This is a genomic window from Microcoleus sp. Pol1C5, assembly GCF_036701115.1.
GTDB lineage: Bacteria > Cyanobacteriota > Cyanobacteriia > Cyanobacteriales > Microcoleaceae > Microcoleus.
In genome coordinates, this window is the sequence record NZ_JAUBQE010000070.1 from 1 (window position 1) to 22,028 (window position 22,028).

Below are 22,028 nucleotides of genomic sequence, written 5' to 3' on the forward strand. Positions count from 1 at the left end.
GAAGAGCTACAAGCTCGTTTCCGTCAAGCTCAAACAACCACCCAGGCTCATCATTACCAGATTATTTGGCTGTTAGCCATTGGAAAAACCACCGCAGAAGTGATGGCAGTGACAGGTTATAGTCGGGGTTGGATTTATGAATTAGTGTGGGGATACAACCATTTAGGACCAGAATCTCTTGGAGATCAGCGTGGCCAAAATCGCGATCGCGATCCTCTGCTCAACGATCTAGAACAAGCTCAGCTATGGCAAGTTCTACAGCAGCCACCCCCAGATGGCGGGCTGTGGAATGGTCGTAAAGTGGCAGACTGGATGAGTGAACTCAAAGGTTACAAAGTCTCTCGTCAACGAGGATGGGAATATTTGAAGTCAATGAAGTTTCGATTGAGAGTTCCTCGTCCGGAACATCAGGAATCAGATCTCCTCGAACAAGAGGAATGGAAAAAAAAATCTGGGTCGGTTCGTCAAGAAAATCAAGAAAGAGAACCCTTCAAGCGACGTAGAAGTCTGGTCAATGGACGAACATCGGATCGGATTGAAACCTGTTTTGAGGCGAGAATGGGTGGATGAGTTTAGTAATGCTACTGCTGTTGTTAACTGGCGGTTTCAATGGTTATGGTTATACGGCTTTCTACATCCGAGTACGGGAGAAACTTATTGGTGGATACTACCATTTGTCAACAGCCAGCTTTTTGAGCGAGTGTTAGAAGATTTTGCCCTCTAGTAGGAAAGTGGGGCCGAAAAAAAGAGTCATTTTAGTAGTAGACGGAGCTGGATGGCACTGAGCGTGAAAGCGTGAAAATCCCCGACGGGATACATTTGTATTGTCTGCCTTCACACTCGCCCCAACTGCAACCAGCAGAAAGGTTATGGCCACTGACAAATGAACCGATAGCCAATCGCTGTTTTAAGAGCTTAGATGAATTAGAAGCAGTGTTATTTGAGCGATGTCAAAAACTCTTAAACCTCAAACAGCTAATCAGTGGTTTGACTCATTTCTATTGGTGGCCAGAGGCAAAATGTTAATCATGGTCAATCGACCGGACATAATATGAGATCCTCCAAAAAGCCATCTATATTCTTTACGCCCAGGATCGTAGCCGATCGCGATCGCATCCTTTTCCCAAATCTCCAGTACGTTTGCACTTTTTCAGAAATAGTCCGTCCTGCGGCTATTTGCCTTGCTGTCCTTAATATTGGTTCATGAGCAGCCTTCTGTCCCGCTGGGTCAGTTAATGCCAGTGCTATTCCCAGTCAGGCAGTCAACGCCCGCTGATTGAAGCAAAAGAATCAGAATAAGTTCGCTATGTTGTGTCCCTACTCGATGCAGGGTTTGTGCGTAAGTCCTGTGGATTTTACGGTACCGTAGCCCAACATTCGGTAGTAGAGTCCCTGTTTGGTAAGGAGTTCGGCGTGAGTACCAGACTCAAAAATCTCGCCCGACTGCATCACAAAAATCAGATCGCAGTCTGCAGCAGTTTCGAGTCGGTGCGTGACCAAGATGATGGTTCTGTTGCGACGTAGACGTTGCAGAGTCTCTAGTACCCACTGCTCGTGCTTCAAGTCCAGCGCATTCGTGGGTTCGTCGAGGATGAGTATAGGAGCCTTAGTGACGAGCGCCCGCGCAATAGCTAGGCGCTGTCGCTGTCCGCCTGAGAGGTTCTGACCGCCCTCCGCGATCAAGGTATCATACTGCTCCGGCAAGGTTTCGATGAACTCGGCTGCCCCGGATTCAACCGCCGCTTCCCGAATATCGGAGAGCAGAGCATCCGGGCGACCGTAGGCGATATTCTCTGCGATCGTTCCGGGGAATAGTGGGCTGCCTTGCGAGACGAGCGCCATGTGCTTGCGGACATCGGCAATCTTAAGGGTGCGGAGGTCGAAGCCGTCGAGGAGGACGCTGCCCGATGTCGGGTCGTAGAAGCGCGGCAAGAGATTGAGCAGCGTACTCTTTCCCGTTCCGCTAGGGCCCAAAAACGCCACCATCTGACCCGGCTCGATACTAGCACTGATGTTCCGCAAGACGGGTTGCCCAGAGTTGTACTCGAAGCTTACGTCGGCAAGTGCTAGTGTGCGGGGATGGACGGGAAGCGATCGCGCATCAGGCTCATCTTTTATAGCAGGCGGCTCGTCAATGACCGTAAAGACGCGATCGCATGAAGCTACAAACGTCTGGATCTTAGTAGTAAACCCCAACACCCAACCTATCGGGTCCCAGAACTGCCCCAGGTACGCCATGAATACGAGCAAATCGCCAATGCTCACGCCGTTCGGCACCGGACGCAAGAACTGGTCGCGATAGACTAGGTATCCGCCGTAACCTAAGATTACCCCGCTTCCCAGGGCGAAGACTACCTGAACCGCTAGCGGATAGAGGTTCTCTTGCCAATGAAGTCGCATGGATGCCTTGACGCTGCGTTCGACCGCCTGCCCGAAGCGCCGCGACTCGGTTGCTTCTCGACCGAAGGACTGGATTAGCCCGATCGACTCTATAGCTTGCTGCATGGTTGAGGTCATCACCGCATCGATCTGCTTCGACTCAAGGGCTCGACTCCTAATCCTTGCCTCGAAGTACCAATTCGCCAGTATTAGAAGCGGAGTGAACGAAAGCGCAAACACGGTGAGAAGGACATGGCGCGACAGCATTATCCAGATCATCGCCGTCAGCGTCACCGATGCGGCAGTGGAGCCGATAAGCGTATCGATTACCCCCCAGGGCCCGAGGCTGTCGTAGCTCAACCGATAGATTGCGTCACCCTGCGATCGGGAGCCGTGCCAGCCGAGACTCAGCGCCTGCATTTTGTCGTAGAGTTCGGTGCGAACCCGCAAGGTTCCGTTGTACTGGATGCGGTAGTTCAACATCCTACGGAGCATGAAAACGGTCTCGCTCAGGATTCTAATAATCATCGCGACGAACGCCATTCCGAAAATCCGGTTCAGCGTGCTTTCACCGAACGGAGCAAGAAACAGCGTATGAATCCAGTTGGATTTCGGAGTTGGTGACAAAACCGTATCGACTAGAATCGCCATCGGCCAGGCGTTGAGAAGGTTGAAAAGCACTGATGCTCCGATCAAAAGCAAGAGCGTGACGATCAGCCATAAGTCTTTGCGAAAGTAGGAAATGGAGCGCAGGACGATCCGCACCAACCAATGTTGGTTAATTAACGGCATCACCATTTTTGGTGAATTTTTCTGGCTCTTCAAACGTGCTTTGAATGGAAAATTCATAAATATACTGGGTGCCTCTAAGTAAGACAATGCACCAATTAGGAAGTTTCACCCCAGTCAGAGAAGCTAGAAATTAATTTGGAGTTATAACCCTTTGTTGTCAAGCAGGGCAGATGGAATGTGAGATTATTCGACTGGTGCAAGATGTAAGTATAGTTGCGTTGTTCAAGGGTAGCTAGATAGAAAGCGAGATCGCGCGTGCTTCCTGGTGTGATGCAAAGCGCGAAACTTTTGGCAAAGCGATCGCTTTCGTTGAGACTATCTCAACTTTTTAATCGGAACTTCCCCCCTGTGGTAGATCGCATCCAAGCAAAACCTCCATCAGTCGGGCAATAGGGCTAACGCCCTCGCTCAATAGATGACTACAATATTAGGGAAACCTTCAGTAAATCCAAAGCTCTCTGTTGCAAAGGAGCTGGCATTGTCAGCTTGTCGAAACTAACTGAAACCAGACGCAATTTAGGCGAGACTCGGTTTTTAGCGATTGTCGATAAATTTGTTATTAACGTCCGAAAACTTGGAACTGGAAAACACTCACAAGTACATTTTGTTGAAGCTTTCCGTTTTGCTGGAGTGGATGACTTAACCGGGACAACCACCGACCCTGACTCAGAAGCATTCAACCACTCCTCATCCTCAAACAACGACGACGGACGGTAATCGTTGACACATATGCTCTTCTAAGTAATAAGCTAACACACATACAAACAGGTGTGCAAGCACCAACAGAAGTTGTATCACTAGGAACAACACCCACAGCATCACTTATAACGGAAACACCACCAATACTGGAAGCTGCACTGCCAGCGCTAACAGCACCGCAGCCGAAAGCATCAGCAGCAGAACCAGTCCCCGCTCCATCCCAAGAGAGTAGTTTGACTCATCGACTCCAAGCACCCGACAAAGAAATAACGGTCAGGTTTACGCTGGATATGTCCGTCGGGAGAGTACCGCAAGCTGTCGATGCTGGCAGCCAGGACGGGGCGCAAGAAAATCGATATTGTGCGGATGCTGCTAGAGGACGGGTTGAAGGAGGTGGAGCGGTAAGGGCTGGAAGAATAGTTGGAACAATCTTCGTATCATACATCAACCTTTTACCATATTGAACTTAATTCAGCCGGGGCTTACAGTCTTTCCTATTCCTCAATTATCTTTAGGGTTTGCTAAACTTCAATCTATCGTTTATAGGCTGACTTCCTCAATTTTTATATTTCTGTCTCACCCTGATTTCTATTTTTATTCTGCCTCAAGTGACATAAGAAGGTTAATAACTCGTTAGAGTCGGTGCGTAAATCCTGCTGCAAGAATTTATTAGACTTCTTCAACAATTCTTGTGGGGCAGGCAGGATGCCTGCCCAAGACTTGCTTTTCCCTCGTATGTCTATTGATTGTCCGAACCAACTGCCTGGGAAATTGAATTAAATCCTTTTTCTTCTAACTTTTGCAACAAGCCTTGTAGAATCCGACGCACCATCCAAGGCCCTTCGTAAACCCAACCAGTGTAAACTTGAATTAAACTCGCACCGGCGGCTATTTTTTCCCAAGCATCTTCGGCGGTGAAAATGCCACCAACTCCAATTATGGGTAATTCGCCTTTTGTATATTGCCAGATAAATCGGATTACTTCTGTCGATCGCTCCCGCACAGGAAGCCCGCTAATTCCTCCGGCTTCTTCGGCGATTGGTTTGCCTGTTTCTCGCAATATTTGTGTTTTCAGTCCGTCGCGGCGGATGGTGGTATTTGTGGCGATAATTCCTGCTAGTTGGTAGGTTTTTGCTAAGTCGAGGATTGATACGATCGCCTCCGACTCCAAATCCGGCGCAATCTTGACTAAAATTGGCTTGATTCCCTGATTTTCTTGTTGCAAAATTTCCAAAATTGTGCTTAGCCCAGCAGCATCTTGGAGCGATCGCAACCCCGGCGTATTCGGAGAGGAAACGTTCACTACAAAATAGTCGCCCCAATCTTTCAGCAGCTTAAAACTCTCCAAATAGTCGGCTGCGGCTTGCTCTAACGGTGTTACCTTAGATTTACCCAGATTGATGCCCAAGGGGAACCGAGACTGAGGCATGGGGCGCGAGGCATCGAATTTTGACTGTTTCTGTGCTGCCTGAAACCGGGCTGCCATTGCCGCGGCTCCTTGATTGTTAAATCCCATGCGGTTGAGGGCTGCACTGTCCTGAGTCAAGCGAAACAAGCGAGGTTGGGGGTTTCCCGGCTGCGGTTGACAAGTGACAGTGCCGAGTTCGGCGAAGCCAAAGCCAAAATTTGCCCAAATATCTGCAGCTACGCCGTTTTTATCAAATCCGGCGGCTAAGCCGACAGGATTGTTAAAGCTCAGTCCCCACAAAGATTGTTCGAGGCGAGAATCTTGGACTCCCAAAGATTTCTGCAATCGCCAGAGCATTTGGCGGGTTGCGGGGTTTGACTGGGTTCTGGCTGCGAGTTCGAGAACTTGGAGAGTGCGGTTGTGCAGCCACTCGGCATCGGTTTTCAATACGGAAAACAACAGCGGGCGTACACTTGATTGATAAATATCCAATGATTTGTACTGGGGCAATTTACAAATTAGAAATGAGAAGGGAAATAAAAATATTCAGGAGCAGACAGTGAAGGCGAAGTTTTTACTTCAACTTTGATCGACTGTATCCAATGTTTTAGATTCAAGGATAAGTGAGACGATTATATTATAAGTTGATTCTTTTGCAATTTAATTTTTTGAATTTTTAAGTTGGTAATTTTAAATTAGATAAATGTGCGGGGAAGCTTGGAAATGGGGCAGCAGCAAAGACCAAAGGATTTAGACGAACAAATCGCGACGTTGGAGCGCGTTCTCCAAACTCTCCGAGAAGAGGAGAACGTTGAAGTGCTACTTTCGACCACACTCGGTTACTTGGAAACGGAATTTGACTGGCGGTTGATTTGGATCGGGTTGTACGATCGACAAGCCCACAGATTGTTCGGCAAAGGCGGCATAACTCCTAACGGCGACCTGTCTTTTCTCAAACAGCGGTTTGCCCTCAGTCCGGGGGATTTGCTCGAACAAGTGGTGATTCAGCTCCGGCCGGTGGGAGTTCCGGATTTGCGATCGGAAAGTAGAGCCGGAGAATGGCGCAAAGCAGCTCAAACTTTCAATATTCAAGGCACGACTCTGTTTCCGCTCCGCTACAAAGACCGCTGCTACGGCGTGATTTTGCTCGGGACTGACCTGTGGGGAGCGTCGCCAAAGTCGGGGGAAAAAACGCAGTTGGCGATCGTATTTGGAGCGCTGGCAACTGCTCTTTACCAAATAGAAAAAGACTGGCAGCGACAACAAGTTAAACACCCAGATGAGTCTCTTTTAGCGCTGATTTCGCAGTTGGGGGAACTGCGATCGCTCGACCAATACTTGCAAGCGGTGGTCGAACAAACTCATGAATTTATCGAGCCGACGCGCACCAATGTTTATTGGTTCGAGCGAGAGCGGCGCTATTTTTGGCGCCGAGTCAGCAACCGCGAAGTTGCTCCGGGTTTGGGCGGGCCGAGCCGAGCGGCTTCGGGCATCACCGTTCAAGACTTGGGCGAATTTTATCAGGCTTTGGGCAGGGAAGAAATGGTTTGGATCGGTGAATCTCAAAGTTCTCTGAAAACTGAGCTGACGGGGCGGTTGATGCAGCAAATCCGCGCTCGCTCTCTGTTGGCTGCGCCGATTGTTTCGGAAGGGGAATTGTTGGGATTTTTGGCAGTCGAAGCCGGCGAACCCCGGATTTGGCAAGATAATGAAAAGCATTACCTGCGGGGAGTGGCGCAGTTAGTGGCTCTGACGGCTCCTGTGTCGGAGATGGAGGAGAAAATTCAGCAAATTGAGATCGATCGAGATTTAACTGCGGGAATAGCTCGCGCCATCTACAGCGATGCTGACTGGGAGGCGACTTTAAAAAATACCGCCGAACAGTTGTGCGAGCGGCTCAAATGCGAATACTTTTTGCTGCTGCTGTACGGCGAAGAACAAAATCGCTTTGAAATTGTCTGCCAAAATCTGCCCCGCAACCGCAGGTCAGTGCCGTCGCCGCTCAACGCCCTCGATGTGGCTGACGTGGGGCTGTTGCAAGAAAGCGAACCTGTGGCTATTGAAAATTGGGAGGAAGACGGGCGGTTGAGCGCTTGGCGGGAAGTGTTGGGGGAGGCGGGGGTGCGATCGCTTTTGGCATCGACCACGAGGGGGAAAAACAAAGAGGGAGAAAACCCCAATCTAAAATCGAAAATCGCCAATCGAAAATCGATCGAGGGTTTGCTGGTTGTCGGACACAATGCAACTCGCACTTGGAGGCGATCTGAGCAAGAATTAGTTCGGCTAGTGGGCCAACAGCTAGGATTGATCCTGCACTCCTGGCAGCAGAGTGCGGCAATCGACAAATATCAGCAATTTGAGCGATTGCTCAAATCGGGTTTGGCGGTTTTGCACCATTCTCCTGATGAGCAATCTGAGCAAGAGATATCTGCTGCTTCACCGACGATGTTCCCAGAGTTGCCGCTACAAAAGCTCGATCGTAACTTTGCTCAACACGTTTCCCAGACACTTTCCTGTCCTTTAGTCGCCCTAATTACTTGGAATCCGGGTCAGGAGGAAGGTTCCATCGTGGCGACGGTAGCTGCCAATCCCGTATTTGCCCTCAATCCCGAGGCGGTGATTCCTGTCAAAACAGATGCCTTGATCCAACAAACCCTGGCAGAAGCGGGCGTGCTGCAACAGAGCACGAGCCAACTGCCGCTGGCGACGAAGCGGTGGCTCCGCAGTCCGGGAATTGGCGAGATTCTGACGGTGGCGCTGCGGACTGCCCCAGAACACGCTCCGGCGGGCATTGTGGTGGCTGCGGACGCTCCGGGCCGCCAGTGGTCGGAGTTGTCGGTGAGTTTACTCAGCTCGATGGCGTCTCAGTTGGCTTGGTGGCACAGGTATTTGGCGGTGCAATCGGCAAGCGAGTCGCAGCGATTGGATCTGGAGCTGCTCAACTGGTACAAACAGCGCCGTTTTGAGGAGTTTTACCGCACTGTGGGAGCGGGGGTGAAGGAGTTGGGGGAGTTGAGTCAGTCGATTTTCCAGTCAGTGAAGGAACAAAAGGATGCTCTGAAAACTTTGCGCTACCAACAGGTTTTGCGACAAATGGGCAATGCTTTGGGGTCAACTCATTTGCTGCTGAAACAGGAACATTGGCGGCTGCAATTCGCACAAGATGCGGTGCCTGTGAGCGCTTGGCTGAGGAGATCGCTCGATCGAACGGCCTCCCTGGTCAAACAGTCGCAAGTCTTGCTGGAAGTACACAGAGAAACTGCTGTGTCGATGCCGGCGGGCCAGACTTTGAGCGTTCGCGGGGACAGCATCAAGCTCGATTTGATACTGTGCGAATTGCTGGCAGCGGCTTGCAGGCGCTCTGCTGTTGGCGCCAAGATTGAGATTCGCTCTCAGTTGTTGGGGGAAGGTTGGCTAGAATTGTCTGTGAGCGATAGCGGCGCGTGCGATCGACAGTTAATTGCTGCCTTCAACGGCGGTTCCGGGCCGGACATATTAGCCGTTTCTAGTTCCAATAGGTCGATCGTGCAAAATCTCTTAGTTTGTCAGCGAGCGGTACGCTTAATGGGGGGAAACTTTTCTATAGAAATGTTAGAAAACAATTTAATTGTGGCTCGTTTAGTGCTGCCCCTAGCCAATTCTTAAAATTCTGTACGGGTGAGTTCACCCTATCTGCAATTCACATACGAGGTATTTATAAACCAGCCCCTACCCAACTTCTAGCGGTAAAGTGCTTCAGGTGCACGCTACATAATTAGGTTCTGCCTCCAAGAGTGGATGATTGATATCAACTCCGTTTGATTGGGACTTGTATTAGATCGAGTTCTGTTAGGTCGTAAGATTAAATGAACCGCGAAGACGCAAAGAGCGCGGAGGAAGAACTGCACCTTCTTCTTTCTCTTCCTTCGCGTCCTTTGCGCCTTCGCGGTTTAATCATTTCGATGCAACCGGATGCGATATATAGCCATCCTAAATCATTTGTGAATTTCTTACTCCCTCCCCTTGATAAGGGGAGGGTTGGGGTGGGGTCAAAAATTTACGACTCCTGCAAGGATTGCTATAAAACCCAAGGTATTAAAAACCCTCTGCCTAAACCGATGAAGTAACAGTTTCCGCCGCCTCAGAACTCGGGAAAAACCTTTGAGTAATCCAAGCAGTTACAATATGAGAAAGCAATCCCATCGGCCCAGCAAAAAAACACAAAGCCAAAGAATGAACCGTCCAAACTCCTGTCCGCTGTCCTTCCAAATAAATCCAGCGCCCGACAAACAAGTCCATCACTAAAAAATGTATCCATCCCGTAGCCGCCGCCGTTTCCTCCCCCAGAAACTTAGCAATATCTGCTAGCTTGGGATTGGACAAAGCAGCCGCATTTTCCGCAGTCAGACTGCTACCAAACAAATATATGTACAAAACGGCGAGCATCGCAAACGGAATAAAGGAATTCATCACTTTTCGGGTAATTCCCCAGTTTGGTAATAAAATCATAATTGCCCAGAAAGGCACAACGAACAGATTACCGACATTAAAAATTAGTTCTGGTGTCATAGTTGGCTCTTGGCTCCTACGAATGCAATTCCATTAAGGATGTTAAGATTACTTTACACAATTTTTGCTTAAATTTCTCAAAACCCGACAAAAATCTCATTCACAAATGAAATAGAATTGCTGCTATACTTATCTAAAATTTTAAATCTCCCATCTAAAATCGATTAAGGCAGCACAGCCCATGACAACTTATAATAACTTTCCTGATTGGTGCCAGCAAAAAGAGAATCTCTCGCCCGACGCCAAACATACGGTAGAAATACTGTTGCAAATATCAGACACTTCCGAGTGCGATCGAGCCAACGCACTGCTTTCTAATACAACAGAACTTAACCTAAAAAATCTTCAAATTTCCGATATCAGCCCCCTCTCATCTTTCACTAAACTTACTAATCTTATCCTCGGCAGCAATCGAATATCTGACCTCGCTCCCCTGCAATCTTTAACCAATCTGAAAACTTTGATTATGGATGTCAATCAAATATCAGATATCAGCCCGCTTTCATCTCTAATAAATCTGACTCAACTCGTTCTCGATACCAATCAAATCTCAGCTATCAGTCCCCTAGCAGGGCTAACTAATCTTACCGCACTTGTCTTGTTTGACAACAAAATTTCCGACATCACTCCGGTGAAAAACTTAACTAACTTAAACGCGCTGATTCTCTACAACAATCAAATTTCCGATATCGCTCCTCTGGAAAATTTAACTGAACTCCAGACACTCTACCTTTACAATAATAAAATATCCGATATCACCCCGCTGGCTTCCTTAAAAAATCTCACTACGCTGTTTCTATTCGGAAATGAAATATCTGACATTACTCCGTTGAAAGCTCTAAATAACTTAAACAAGTTGGTTTTATTTCAAAATCAAATATCAGATATTACTCCTTTGACATCGCTCACTAATTTAATTGAACTCAACCTCGGGAACAATCAAATATCCGACATCACTCCGCTGAAGTCGTTAACTAATTTGACTGAACTTTATCTGTTCAACAACCCGATTTCGGATACCAGCGCGCTGCAAGCTTTAAATAATTTATTTTTACTAGACTTGTACAACAATCAAATCTCTGATATCAGTTCCCTGCAATCTTTGCAAAAGTTAACTACCCTGGACTTGCGCGGGAATCCCATTGTTAATAAAATTTGCCCTGTCAATCCTGAATCTATATGTCGGTTTTAATTAATTATTAAGACAGAGGCAAGATGGCAGTTTATAGAGTATAATGTTTAAGGTCAATATCAGGAGAAAGTGATGAGCGGACACGATGCTTTGATGTTAGGATTGCTGCTGTTGCCAGGTTTGGCTTTGTCGATCGCAATTATGGGCGCTTTTGCCGCTGGTGGATAATCAGTTTTGGGAACAGGCAGATTTTGTAAAAAGTAGTTTTTTCCTCGTTTTCCTCGTTCCCTGGCTCTGGCTGGGAACGCATTTCACTATTGCTCTGCCTCCTGTTTTTTGCAAGCGAGGCAGAGCCTCTGGAACTCGGTTCCCAGCCAGAGCCAGGGAACCAGTTAATTTCCCTTCTTCCTTCTTCCTTCTTCCTTCTGCCATAACTTACAAAAATTGTGCTGTCACATCCGAATTCACCAAAGTATTCGCGCACAAAATACCCGATGCTGCGACGGCGGGGACGCCAATTCCCGGCATGGTGCTGTCTCCCACGCGATACAAGCCTTTGACTGGTGTTTGCGGCCCGGGAAATGTGCCTTTTCCGGCGGCAATTGCAGGCCCGTAAGTTCCTTGATATCGGCGTAAAAATCGGGCGTGGGTTAGCGGTGTGCCGATCGACTCTAAGACTATCCGCGATCGCAAATCGGGTATAATTTTTTCTAAAGCTTGAAACAGAGATTGCGATCGCTCTTGCTTTTTCTGCTGATACAATTCGCCATATTCCCAACCTTCGTAAGGTTCCAATGTATAAGCATGAACGGCGTGATGTCCGGGCGGCGCCAGAGTTGCATCCCACACTGTAGGAATCGAAATCATGCAAGTATTTCCGGGTACTGTAATGTCAATCTTGCTGTCGTGAACGACGACGTGGTGGCCGGTCAAACCTTCGAGTCCTTCGGATTTAATTCCTAAATGCAGGTGCATGAAACTGTCTACTGCTGGCATCGACAAAGCGTTTTTTCGGTAGCTTTCCGGCAAATCTTCAGGGCGCAGTAATTTTGTATAAGTATCCCAGATTGTGGCATTTGAAATAACGATTGGGGCGCGGATAATTTCGCCATTTTTCAAGCGAACGCCCGTGGTTTTGCCCGCTTCAACTAATATTTGCTCGACCGGAGCTCCCAGGCGCAATTTTCCTCCCCAGCGCTGCAAGCCTCTCACTAAAGCATCGACGATCGCACCGCTGCCACCTACAGGATATTCGATCGCACAGCGCGATCGTTCGCCAATCATAAAAGCTATTTCCGGCGCGACAGTTCCGTGCGCTTTCAAACCCGACAGCAAAAAGCACTCCAAATCGATTAAACGCCGCACCCAAGGATCGCGCACATCCCGATCCATCAAGGAACCGGCTGAACCGGCGATCGCACCTACTAGCGGCAACAGCTTCAGCAAAGCAGGCGAGTACCGAGACAGCAAAACAGGTATCAACTGCCAGTCGGATCTCAGCGCTAAAGCCGGAATTCCACGCAAAGCTTCATACAAAACTAATAAATTTTGTTGAAATTGCTGCAATTCTACAGCACCTTGCGGTGCGAACTTAGCTACAGCATTTAAGTAACTTCTGGCATCAGCATAAATCGGTAAACTTCCTTCTGGAAAATGGTAATGCCCCAGCGGATCGTAGGAAATTGCTGCGATCGATTCCTCCAAAACATCAAAAACTTGCCGCAAAGGATTAAACGACTGCGGGTCAGTCAAACCGCAATAAAAAGAAGGCCCCGAATCAAAGTGAAATCCCCGGCGCGAAAAGCTGTGAGCTGCCCCGCCCGCTATGATGTGGCTCTCGCAGACGAGCACCCGCTTGCCGTAACGAGCTAGCATCGAGCCGGCGACTAAGCCCCCAATACCGCTGCCAATGACGAGCGCATCAAAGTCTTGCATTTATCAAATGTGGTATAATTGTATTATTTCTTGCTGAGTGTTGACAGGGTATTTTTATGGGAGGAAAACTATGAAAGCTTTATCTATTTTAGATGAAGTTGTTCGCGAATTAGAACAAGACGTGAATCTCTCGCGCATTAAAAAAATAATATTTTTTGCTTGTAAAGAGTCCTGGGAAAACGATCCGGCCCAACTCGCCAGCGCAGATGTAAGGCTTTTAATTGAAGAGCTGTGCGCCAAATACAGCAGGTTAGAAGATATTGAAGCAGTTTTAAATAATATAGTCTCTAAGGTTAATAAAAAAACCGAGTATGCTTTAGTAGCAGACCTCATAGTCTGTCAACTTAGCAGGCTGTATGAATTTGAAGATTTCACCAAATTAGAAATAAACATATCTAGTTTTGGCGGTCAGGAAGCTCCCGCATTTGAAGAGCACTTTAGTTCGGAAGTACCCAGCAGCGAAGAAAGAGCAAGAAACCCCGGCAAATTATTTGATGTCCGACAAAAAATTTTGCAGCAAACAAATCCGCTGAGGGCGAAAATCCTAATTTTTTCTACTCTTTATCACGAGTTTACTTTTAGCGATCGCGACTGGCTAATGCTGAAAACTCAAGAACTTGACAATCTACTGCGACAACTGTTTAATGTCTGTGGCAGCCTAGCCGAACTGGAATCTCGATTGTACACAACTGCTAGCAATCTCGACAACAGAGATGAAAACGACCAAGCTGCAAGCGTAATCATCAAAGCGATGAATCCTTGTTACGCAAAAATGCAACAGGAAGAACCGGATGAAGCCGATTCTTCGGCTAGTGAAGATTACGATCAGACACATTTAAACAACAGTGTTTATGAAGAGAGCGAGCTGGTGGACAGGCGCACCGATTATTTTGATCCAGGCGAGATTACTCACATCCTTCAAGCTGCTCCACCTCACTATCATTATGACCCCCAAAAGAGTTACTTAGTGCCGGACACTGCAGAAAATGTACAGTTTAAAGAACCCGAAACCAGCCATAATTATGCTACTGATTTCAGACAGGAAATGGTAGAAACATTCCCCGTTGCAGAAATGCCGACTATTATCGAAATTTTAGAACCTGCGGCTCCTGTTATTATAAATATTAGCGATTCCATCAAACGCAAGTTGGAATTGGAAGAAGAAATGACAGAATTAGTCAGTCAAAGTGCTAACTCCGCAACGGTGCAAATAGAAAATATATTCACCCAGTTAGAAGCTGCTTTGAACGGAAAATTTTCTACGGGAAGTGCAGAGGAGCGTTTATACTGGAAATATAAAAACCTCAGAGAGTATGTAGGGAAAGTTCAGAAGTTTACCGATAAATTGCTGGAAATTTTGAGCGAATTGGAGTCGAAAGAAAGCGGTAAATATCCTTCGGAAATCCCAGAAAACCTGAGCGACGATATTTCAGAAATACCGCAGGAAAACTCTAGCCATAAAGCAAATCAGTATCAGCTTCTGGAAATGGCAAAGCAAGGCAAACCAAAGGCGATCGCCCAATTGATTAATCAATTGCTACAGCCTAAAGGAATTGTTGCTACAGCGGGATTTAAAGATGGTTGGCTCCATATAATTCTGGAGTCTGCTGAAGTACCAAACCAACAGGCGACAGCTACCTACATTCACAAAAAACTGTGTACTTTAAAATCCAAATATCTTACTCATGTGAAAATTCACGGGCGACAGTTAGGTAGCAAAACTGTTTTTTGGACTCAGGAATTTGTCAATCAAACTCATTAAATGCCCCGACTCAAGTCTGAGGCTACACCAACTAAGTCGGCCGGCGTCAACTGAAATTCAATAAATTTCATCAAATTTCTCAGACTCAAGTCTGGGGCTACAAAAACTAAGTCCGCCTGCGCGAACAGAAATTTAAGCAGTCTAGAAATAGCAGATTGTACCTAATTAACAACAAAAACAAATATGAATGCCAGCGAAATTTTAAGGCGATATACATCAGGAGAACTAGATTTTCAAGGTATGAATCTCCGAGGCGTATACCTGAGCGGTGCCGATTTAATTGGCGTCAATTTAAGCAGTGCTGACCTCTGCGGTGCAAACCTAGCGATGTCATATCTAAGCAGAATTAACCTTCAGCGCGCAAATTTAACTAATGCAAAGCTGTGCGGTGCTAACTTAAATCAAGCAAACTTGAGCGGAGCAAATTTGTCCGATGCAGACTTCCACGGAGCGACTTTGCAAGGTGCAGACTTTCGCAAAGCTAACATCTCTTTGGCAGTTTTCATTGATGCAAATTTGAGCGATGCAGATATGCGAGGTGTGAATTTGCAAGGTGCAGATTTGCGCGGTGCGTGCTTGCGGGGTGCAAATTTGCGGAAGGAGCTGCGGCTTTTTGAGGGTGCAAATTTGCGGGGTGCAAATTTGCAAGGTGCAGATTTGCGGGGCGTCAATTTGCAAGGTGCAGATTTGACTAAAGCTAATCTCAGTCACGCTAATTTGACTGAAGCATTTCTGGGAGAAGCAAATCTGACTCAGGCAAATTTGAGCGAAGCTATTTTAGATGGCGTATTTTTGACGGAAGCAACTTTGGTAGAAACAAATTTTTCCTGGGCTGTAATGGCCAATGCTAAGTTGGAAAGAGCTGTGTTACTTGATGCTGAATTGGCTGGCGCTAATTTGCGCGGTGCATTTATGACTGATGTTAAGTTGAGCAATGCTAATTTAATCATGGCTGACTTGAGTCGAGCTAATTTGGTGCGGGCTGATTTGAGTCGAGCTAATTTTAATCAGGCAAATTTGAGTGAAGCTGATATGACTGATGCTTACCTGGCTAGAACAGATTTGCGGGAGACAATTTTGCACCGCACAACTTTGATTAGGGCAGATTTGAGCACTGCTAATTTATCAGGTGCTCAGTGGCGCGGTACAATTATGCCGAATGGAGAAATGCACGGGTAATTACTTGTAGTAGCAATTTAAGGCTGTCACCAAAAGATTTAATCTTCGACCCTGTGATTTAACAATTATGAGTAAAAATGAGCTGGGTAGGAGAGCCGTCATTAATTTAATAGTTAAGGCCATTTTGTAGCATTCACAACAGGAGGGCAATGCTGTGTTAGATACAGGAAAAATTTTACAAGAACGTTATCAATTGCAACAGCGTTTAGGACGCACAGCGGCCGGTCATCAAACTTGGCTAGCAGTGGATTTAGAGTCTCAAGAACAGGTGACGCTGAAAATGTTAGCTTTTAGCCCGGAAATGCACTGGGAAGAACTCAAGCTTTTTGAAAGAGAAGCACAAGTTTTGCAGGCGCTGAATCATCCCCGCATTCCTTGCTATCGAGATTATTTTTCCCTGGAACGGGAAGCTGGAGCAGGATTGCCTTGGTTTGGGTTAGTGCAAGATTATATTCCAGGATTTTCACTTCAGGAATTGTTAGAAAAAGGCAAGAAGTTTTCAGAAAAACAAGTACGAAAAATTGCCACTGAAGTGCTAGAAATTTTAATTTATTTGCATGAATTAAGCCCCCCAGTTTTGCACCGAGATATTAAGCCGAGTAATTTAATTTGGGGGGAAGATCAGCACGTTTATTTAGTAGATTTTGGTGCGGTACAAGCTCAAGCGGCGGTGACAGGTGTAACGTTTACAGTGGTAGGAACGAGTGGCTATGCACCCTTAGAACAGTTTTGGGGGCGGGCGGTGGCGCCTTCGGATTTGTATGCTTTGGGAGCTACTTTAATTCATTTGTTAACGGGGATGACTCCTGCGGATTTGCCACAAAAAGATTCTCGGATTCAGTTTAGCGATCGCGTGAGTGTGAATCCCAGTTTGGTAAGCTGGATTGAGAAGATGACGGAAATCGCCTTAGAAAAGCGTTTCAGCAAGGCTAGAGACGCTTTAGCAGCTTTGAAATCTGGAAACATACAAGGGGCTAATCTTCAAACTGCGACTGTTCGGAAAATTGCTAAACCACCTCACAGTCGCATTCAAGTTAGCAAATCAGCGACCGAGTTAAACATTAAAATTCCGTCTACTTTAGTCAGAAAGCCTTTTTTATGTGCTTTTTTAATAGGAATATTCATTCTACTGTTATTTGTGTCGCTCCCCTTAGTATTTTGGGAACAAAATTTTCGTACTGGATTAGGATGGTTTACGATTATAGCAAGTATCTTACTTAAGATTTTGGGCAATGGTACTAAAATTACATTTAACAGGAACTACTTTAAACTGGAACATCAGATATTTGGTTGGAGTTATTTAGGACAAAGGGGGGAAGTTTCTGAGATTTTGGGTGCTTTTATATACAATACTTCTGGGGGGAATCAAATCAAAATTCGTTCAGGCAACTATACAGGAACTTACTTTTATGTCTTAGCGAACAATTTGAAAGAGGTTGAGGCGGCTTGGTTAGCGCAAGAAATTCAAGATTGGTTAAATTTAAGATAAATTTTTGTAGGCCGAAGCCTTGGTAATTAATTTTTTTGTATAATAGACACCTTGCCACAAAAAATGGGTGACACGCTCCCTTATAGGATGTCTAAAATACAGCAGATTCCAGGTTCATTAAGTACAGTAGCAACTGCTTGTAAACCAGACTGCTTGATGAAAAAAATGATGCTACTTTAAAAGAGTTATGCCAAGGCTTTCAAAAAAAGACCCCTATCAAAGTCAGTATATCTTAATTACGCGATCGCCTAAAAAACATTGAATTTTAATTCAAATATCCCTTCACAGGCAAAACGATCGCAAACTCAGTGCCAACTCCAGGCTCGCCATTCACCTCGATGCTGCCGCCATGTTTTTCTACCGCAATCTGGTGGACAATTGCCAACCCCAATCCTGTTCCTTTGCCCACACCTTTTGTCGTGAACAAATGGTCGAATATCTGCTGTTTAACTTCCTCTTTGATGCCAGTGCCGTTATCAGCAATGTTAATTTTAATGTACCCTTCGCCGACTATATCCGTGCAAATCGTGATGCGGTTGGGATTAGCGGTAATTTCGCTAAAACTGCGTCCTAAATTTGACTCTTCTAAGGCATCAATCGCATTGGCGAGCAGGTTCATGAAAACTTGATTTAATTGACCGGGAAAACATTCGATTTTAGGGAGATGGCCGTATTTAGTTATCACTTCGATCTGCGGGCGGTGTTCGTTTGCTTTGAGGCGGTGTTTCAAAATTAAAATAGCGCTATCAATGCCTTCGTGAATATTAAAAGGAACTTTGTAGTCTTTGTCGCCTCGGGAGAAGGTACGCAAACTGTTGCTGATGCTGCAAATGCGCTCGCACCCAAGTTGCATTGAATCAATCATCTTCGGTAAATCTTCCAAAAGATAATCGAGGTCTATCTCTTCGGCGTGGTCTGCTATTTCCGATTGTGATGCAGCGGAGCGATACAATTCTAAGTGTTCTATAACATCTTCTAAACTTCTTTTACCTTCGCTTAAATTCCCAGAAATAAACCCTATCGGATTGTTGATTTCGTGGGCGACTCCGGCGACTAAGTTGCCCAAAGCCGACATTTTTTCGTTTTGTACGAGTTGCAGTTGCGCTTGCTGTAAATCTTTTAAAGTTTGTTCTAGCTGTTGGTTTTGCTCTTGCAAAAGTTCCGCTGCTCGCTTGCGATCGGTGGCATCAACACCCAAACCAATAATCCCGATCGTCTCACCTTGGCAATTTTTTAGCTGCACTTTCGTGATTTCTAAATAGTGTAGTTTACCGTCAACAAATCTGATAGATTCGCTGGAGTAATGCGGCAAATCTTGGGCAAGGCAGGCGGCATCTGAAAGCAGACACCCCGCTGCATCCTCTCCCAGTATATCTTTGTAATGATCGACAGCTAGGAAACCGCTCACAGGCACGCCCACATTTTGAGAAAAGGTTTTGTTCAAAAACTGTACTTTACCACTGGGATTAACCATCCAAATCCAAATCGGAGCGACATCAAGAATTGCTTGGAGCATTTTTTTCTGATCGGCAAGCTGAGCTTCGGTTCGGCTAATTTGTACTAGCGATCGCTCTAATTGTTGGTTGTAATCCTGATATTTTTTATATAGCAGAGCATTTTGCAAACAGATGGCGGCCTGGGAACACAGGAGATTGAGAAGTTGCAGGCGATCGCGGGTAAAAACTTTTGCGGTTAAGCGATTTTCCAGATACAAAATGCCGACTAAGTTGCCTCGATCGAGAATCGGCCAACACAACAGGCTCTGCGGTTGGTATTTCAGGATGTAGGAGTCGGAATCCCAATCATGTTGTTGAGCGAGATCCCGAACAATCACAGGTTTCAATAAATTTTTAACGCAGTCAACAATTTTGAGGGGCAAGATATCGCTATTTTCATTGAGTGTTGCGGATGATAAGTCGATCGCCCACTCGAGTCCCGAATTGTCGAGCGCGCTGGTAGCCGCGATTTCCCATTGATTGCCGTTTGACAAAATCAGCGCTCCTTTGTCAGCTCCTGTATTTTTCATCCCCAGTTGCATCAGTTTGGCAATTAGTCGATCGAGTTCTCTTTCACTAGAGAGCACTTGACAAGCTTTGAGCACTGTTGAAAAATTTCCGAAATCTGAGACGCTCGCTGAAACAGACGGATGAATGGATGGATGAATGGATTGATGAAGCGATTGATTTTGCCCAGCAGGTGTTGGAAAATTTGCTAATGGATGTTCAGAGAGTTTTGCGGGTTCTAAAATCGGTTTTAATAATTGAGGATAACGTTTTTCTAAGTCATCAATTTTGGATCGATCTCCCCAACGGACATAGCAATCATAGGCATCTATCATGTAGAGTCTGGCAATTTTTTCCCTTCCTAAGGACAGGTAAAACTTAGCAGCGAGTTCGCAAGCAAGAGCTTCTTCATTGACATATTCGTTAGCTTTAGCTCCGGTAATAGCTCGATCATAAAGCTCCATGGCTTCTGCTGTCTGTCCCAAAACACCCAGCAATTCTGCCTCAACCAGATCGAACTTGTGTTGGTAATTGATCGGCGTATGGTGCGCGAATTCTTTGAGTTTTTTCTGACTAGCCCCAACGCGCTTCAAGATTTGTTGGCGCTCCGCCGGTGTGGCATCTGCATAGATTGCCAAATCTGCCAGCGCATCATAAAAGTCGTGCATCATCGTTACTAGCATCAAAACACAATTCCCAAGATAAGGTTTGCCTCCATTTCCCCTGTCGATTGGCGGCGGATTACGGCTCGAATATATCGCGAATCCGTGGCCTTTTTTGGTTAAAATTTATACACCTCCATTTGGCAGCTAACAGTCAAGATTAATTGAAAGATTGGAAGGTTTAATGTATTTGTAAATAACCGATCTGCGTTGGAGTTCGTCGAGAATGTCTGTTCGGTTGAGGACTATTTCTACCGATCCCATGAACGGTCGCTAATGCAACTTTTTTGGATTGTAGCAGCACCGCGTCCCGGAAATCCTCCCCCACAACGAGGTAGGTTTGAGAATTTTAGCGGCGGGTTGTCGGTCTTTCTCGCGCACGAACCGATCGATCGCTGATCGAGAATGTGTTTACAATTGCGCGATCGGGCGATCTCCAGGCATTACCGTAGTCAAATCTACTGCATTTATTATTGCGTCCATATCGGCTGACCTCAACTCCGAAATTAGCTTGACAAAACTTAGTGTATCTATCTTAGGGCATAAACCGCATAATTTTTTATCACCCGCTCGAAAATTCCAATTATTCTGTTAATGAACAACATTTTATACTTTGGCAATCGCGATTAAAGCTTTTTACTTACGTATAAGTTTCTGCTGTTAATCTCAAATGCGATTCAATGAACGCGAAATACCGTAGAAACACTGCGTTATCATATATTGAAAAATACAATGGGTAATTAATTGAATTTAATAGCTCGATCGCCCAAATTTCCGCTACGTCGGTCAAAAAGTTTTTATCTTAAAAAATCCAAATACAATCTATAGAAATTATAAAGAATCCGTCGTGAAAAAAGTGGCATTCCAGTCCCCCCTAGAAAACGACAGGGACGTTGGATTGTGCTGAAACCTGAAACCCCCCTCCACTCTACTTCCGGCCTAATAGCCCTCCCAGGGGTTAAAACTCAATCAAATATTAATAGGCAGTAGTCTTCACAGGACCGAAAGCATCCAGGATACAAGCCCCCGGATTGATTCCTTCGCAGACTCAGGACCCAGAAATAAAAAACGTGTATCCGATGAAAGTTGCCCCCCGAATTTATCCGTGGGGTCAATGCTTCAATTCTTTAATCTAAAATCTAAAATCTAAAATCGATTGATTTTACCTAGATTCCGACAGGGGTTAAAACCCCTGTCGGAATCTAGCTTCCCGAAAAGGAAACAGCGTTATTTGAGATTAGTCGTCTGTCGCTCTTTCAGGCGCTCGTTGAGTTCAGTCAATATCTCGATTCACTTTCTAGCAAATATTGTCTGAGGCATCTTGAGCATTCTATCTTGCATCTCGTGCTGCATCATTGATATTTTCTTGGCCGCCGCTGGTATTATATCTCAGAGACTCAGTACCCTCTGCTGCTCTTTCTTTTGCTCCCTGCGTGGCTTCTTTAACAACATCTTTTGCTCCCTTCAAGCCTTCGCGAGTGTTTTCTTTAAGATTAGAAAAGCCTTGTTTGGTTTTGTCGCCAAAGTTATCAGCTTTGCGCTGGGCGGTGCGAGCATCTTCCTTCACCTTTTCCCCAATTTGGCCTAGTTTCTCAGGTGCGTCATCCGCTACCCGCCGCACATTTTCACCTACATTGTTGCTAGATTTCGTGTCAATGCGGTGCTGCGCTTGCTCTTTGAGAAGCTCAGCTTTTGCTTCTGTGGTGGTCATCTTTTGGTTTCTGGGATCGACCTCGCTGTAGTCGTTCATCCCGCCTTTGAATTCGGACGTTACAGCCCCTGAAGGCACTTCTTCTCTAATGTTGTCTGCAGTTTTTCCTACCCTCGCATCAGCCTGTCCTGCCATCACATCAGTTTTTCCTGCCGTCACATCAGGGCGGCTACAGGCTGTACTCACTAATACTAAAATGCCAGCCAGAAACACTGTTAAGATTTGTACAGCTCGAATTTTTTTCACAAATGCAGTTAGTCTGTTCATAAAAATGCTCCTTTCTATTGTGAGATGCTCAAATGCCTTGTGGCTTTGTAGATGTCTAGCCG

The 22,028-nt window shown here is 46.0% G+C and carries 15 protein-coding genes and 2 pseudogenes; 11 read left to right on the forward strand and 6 right to left on the reverse strand.

What is annotated here, in order from left to right:
• Positions 1–1,026 (forward strand): annotated as a pseudogene (locus QUA23_RS31185) (IS630 family transposase); the annotation flags it as partial.
• 291 nt (positions 1,027–1,317) lie between these two features.
• On the opposite strand, the gene QUA23_RS27780 reads toward QUA23_RS31185, so the two are convergent.
• Positions 1,318–3,228: an ABC transporter ATP-binding protein gene (locus QUA23_RS27780; RefSeq protein WP_333079102.1), complete on the reverse strand. Its 1,911-nt coding sequence runs from the start codon at positions 3,226–3,228 to the stop codon at positions 1,318–1,320.
• A 429-nt stretch (positions 3,229–3,657) separates the two neighbouring features.
• Between QUA23_RS27780 and QUA23_RS27785 the strand changes: the two genes are divergently transcribed.
• From QUA23_RS27785 to QUA23_RS27795, 3 genes and pseudogenes are all read left to right on the forward strand, one after another.
• A complete protein-coding gene (locus QUA23_RS27785; protein WP_333110621.1) occupies positions 3,658–3,888 on the forward strand; it encodes a hypothetical protein in 231 nt (76 codons plus the stop codon).
• A gap of 53 nt (positions 3,889–3,941) precedes the next feature.
• Positions 3,942–4,334: a hypothetical protein gene (locus tag QUA23_RS27790; RefSeq protein WP_333079100.1), complete on the forward strand. Its 393-nt coding sequence runs from the start codon at positions 3,942–3,944 to the stop codon at positions 4,332–4,334.
• Positions 4,259–4,507: pseudogene (locus QUA23_RS27795) on the forward strand (hypothetical protein); the annotation flags it as partial. The gene QUA23_RS27790 and the pseudogene QUA23_RS27795, both read left to right, overlap by 76 nt.
• Before the next feature lie 102 nt (positions 4,508–4,609).
• On the opposite strand, the gene QUA23_RS27800 reads toward QUA23_RS27795, so the two are convergent.
• Complete coding sequence (locus tag QUA23_RS27800) at positions 4,610–5,770, reverse strand: quinone-dependent dihydroorotate dehydrogenase (protein WP_333079099.1); 1,161 nt, start codon at positions 5,768–5,770, stop codon at positions 4,610–4,612.
• 231 nt (positions 5,771–6,001) lie between these two features.
• On the opposite strand from QUA23_RS27800, the gene QUA23_RS27805 reads away from it, so the two are divergent.
• The gene (locus tag QUA23_RS27805) at positions 6,002–8,923 is read left to right on the forward strand and encodes a GAF domain-containing protein (protein ID WP_333079098.1); all 2,922 of its coding nucleotides are present in this window, start codon (positions 6,002–6,004) and stop codon (positions 8,921–8,923) included.
• A gap of 200 nt (positions 8,924–9,123) precedes the next feature.
• Positions 9,124–9,384 carry a hypothetical protein gene (locus QUA23_RS27810; RefSeq protein WP_333079095.1) on the forward strand — a complete coding sequence of 87 codons (261 nt, stop codon included), beginning with the start codon at positions 9,124–9,126 and terminating at the stop codon, positions 9,382–9,384.
• Here the strand turns inward: QUA23_RS27810 and QUA23_RS27815 are convergent.
• Positions 9,368–9,826: an ABA4-like family protein gene (locus tag QUA23_RS27815; protein WP_333079094.1), complete on the reverse strand. Its 459-nt coding sequence runs from the start codon at positions 9,824–9,826 to the stop codon at positions 9,368–9,370. The two genes, QUA23_RS27810 and QUA23_RS27815, sit on opposite strands and share 17 nt — an antisense overlap.
• 181 nt (positions 9,827–10,007) lie before the next feature.
• On the opposite strand from QUA23_RS27815, the gene QUA23_RS27820 reads away from it, so the two are divergent.
• A complete protein-coding gene (locus QUA23_RS27820; RefSeq protein WP_333079091.1) occupies positions 10,008–11,018 on the forward strand; it encodes a leucine-rich repeat domain-containing protein in 1,011 nt (336 codons plus the stop codon).
• Between the two features lie 375 nt (positions 11,019–11,393).
• Here QUA23_RS27820 and QUA23_RS27825 read toward each other — a convergent pair whose 3' ends face one another.
• The gene (locus tag QUA23_RS27825) at positions 11,394–12,893 is read right to left on the reverse strand and encodes an NAD(P)/FAD-dependent oxidoreductase (RefSeq protein ID WP_333079090.1); all 1,500 of its coding nucleotides are present in this window, start codon (positions 12,891–12,893) and stop codon (positions 11,394–11,396) included.
• Positions 12,894–12,963: 70 nt separating this feature from the next.
• Here QUA23_RS27825 and QUA23_RS27830 point away from each other — a divergent pair, with 70 nt between their 5' ends.
• The 3 genes from QUA23_RS27830 to QUA23_RS27840 all read left to right on the forward strand — a co-directional run bounded on the left by QUA23_RS27830 (position 12,964) and on the right by QUA23_RS27840 (position 17,323).
• Positions 12,964–14,655 carry a hypothetical protein gene (locus QUA23_RS27830; protein ID WP_333079087.1) on the forward strand — a complete coding sequence of 564 codons (1,692 nt, stop codon included), beginning with the start codon at positions 12,964–12,966 and terminating at the stop codon, positions 14,653–14,655.
• Positions 14,656–14,838: 183 nt separating this feature from the next.
• Complete coding sequence (locus tag QUA23_RS27835) at positions 14,839–15,834, forward strand: pentapeptide repeat-containing protein (protein ID WP_333079084.1); 996 nt, start codon at positions 14,839–14,841, stop codon at positions 15,832–15,834.
• 154 nt (positions 15,835–15,988) lie between these two features.
• Positions 15,989–17,323 carry a serine/threonine-protein kinase gene (locus QUA23_RS27840; protein WP_333079082.1) on the forward strand — a complete coding sequence of 445 codons (1,335 nt, stop codon included), beginning with the start codon at positions 15,989–15,991 and terminating at the stop codon, positions 17,321–17,323.
• A gap of 265 nt (positions 17,324–17,588) precedes the next feature.
• Here the strand turns inward: QUA23_RS27840 and QUA23_RS27845 are convergent, their stop codons facing one another.
• Complete coding sequence (locus tag QUA23_RS27845; RefSeq protein ID WP_333079106.1) at positions 17,589–20,009, reverse strand: ATP-binding protein; 2,421 nt, start codon at positions 20,007–20,009, stop codon at positions 17,589–17,591.
• Between the two features lie 255 nt (positions 20,010–20,264).
• Between QUA23_RS27845 and QUA23_RS27850 the strand changes: the two genes are divergently transcribed.
• Entirely contained in the window at positions 20,265–20,387 is a 123-nt protein-coding gene (locus tag QUA23_RS27850) for a hypothetical protein (RefSeq protein ID WP_333079081.1), read from the forward strand.
• Between the two features lie 931 nt (positions 20,388–21,318).
• Here QUA23_RS27850 and QUA23_RS27855 read toward each other — a convergent pair.
• Positions 21,319–21,966: a DUF6658 family protein gene (locus QUA23_RS27855; protein WP_333079080.1), complete on the reverse strand. Its 648-nt coding sequence runs from the start codon at positions 21,964–21,966 to the stop codon at positions 21,319–21,321.
• Positions 21,967–22,028 lie beyond the last annotated feature (62 nt).

Excerpts from the sequence above, each read along its gene's own strand:
- QUA23_RS27815 (WP_333079094.1), bottom strand. The coding sequence starts at position 9,826 with ATGACACCAGAACTAATTTTTAATGTCGGTAATCTGTTCGTTGTGCCT.
- QUA23_RS27820 (WP_333079091.1), top strand. The coding sequence starts at position 10,008 with ATGACAACTTATAATAACTTTCCTGATTGGTGCCAGCAAAAAGAGAAT.
- QUA23_RS27830 (WP_333079087.1), top strand. The coding sequence starts at position 12,964 with ATGAAAGCTTTATCTATTTTAGATGAAGTTGTTCGCGAATTAGAACAA.
- QUA23_RS27845 (WP_333079106.1), bottom strand. The coding sequence starts at position 20,009 with ATGCTAGTAACGATGATGCACGACTTTTATGATGCGCTGGCAGATTTG.
- QUA23_RS27810 (WP_333079095.1), top strand. The coding sequence starts at position 9,124 with ATGAACCGCGAAGACGCAAAGAGCGCGGAGGAAGAACTGCACCTTCTT.
- QUA23_RS27855 (WP_333079080.1), bottom strand. The coding sequence starts at position 21,966 with ATGAACAGACTAACTGCATTTGTGAAAAAAATTCGAGCTGTACAAATC.
- QUA23_RS27850 (WP_333079081.1), top strand. The coding sequence starts at position 20,265 with ATGCAACTTTTTTGGATTGTAGCAGCACCGCGTCCCGGAAATCCTCCC.
- QUA23_RS27825 (WP_333079090.1), bottom strand. The coding sequence starts at position 12,893 with ATGCAAGACTTTGATGCGCTCGTCATTGGCAGCGGTATTGGGGGCTTA.
- QUA23_RS27835 (WP_333079084.1), top strand. The coding sequence starts at position 14,839 with ATGAATGCCAGCGAAATTTTAAGGCGATATACATCAGGAGAACTAGAT.
- QUA23_RS27805 (WP_333079098.1), top strand. The coding sequence starts at position 6,002 with ATGGGGCAGCAGCAAAGACCAAAGGATTTAGACGAACAAATCGCGACG.
- QUA23_RS27780 (WP_333079102.1), bottom strand. The coding sequence starts at position 3,228 with ATGAATTTTCCATTCAAAGCACGTTTGAAGAGCCAGAAAAATTCACCA.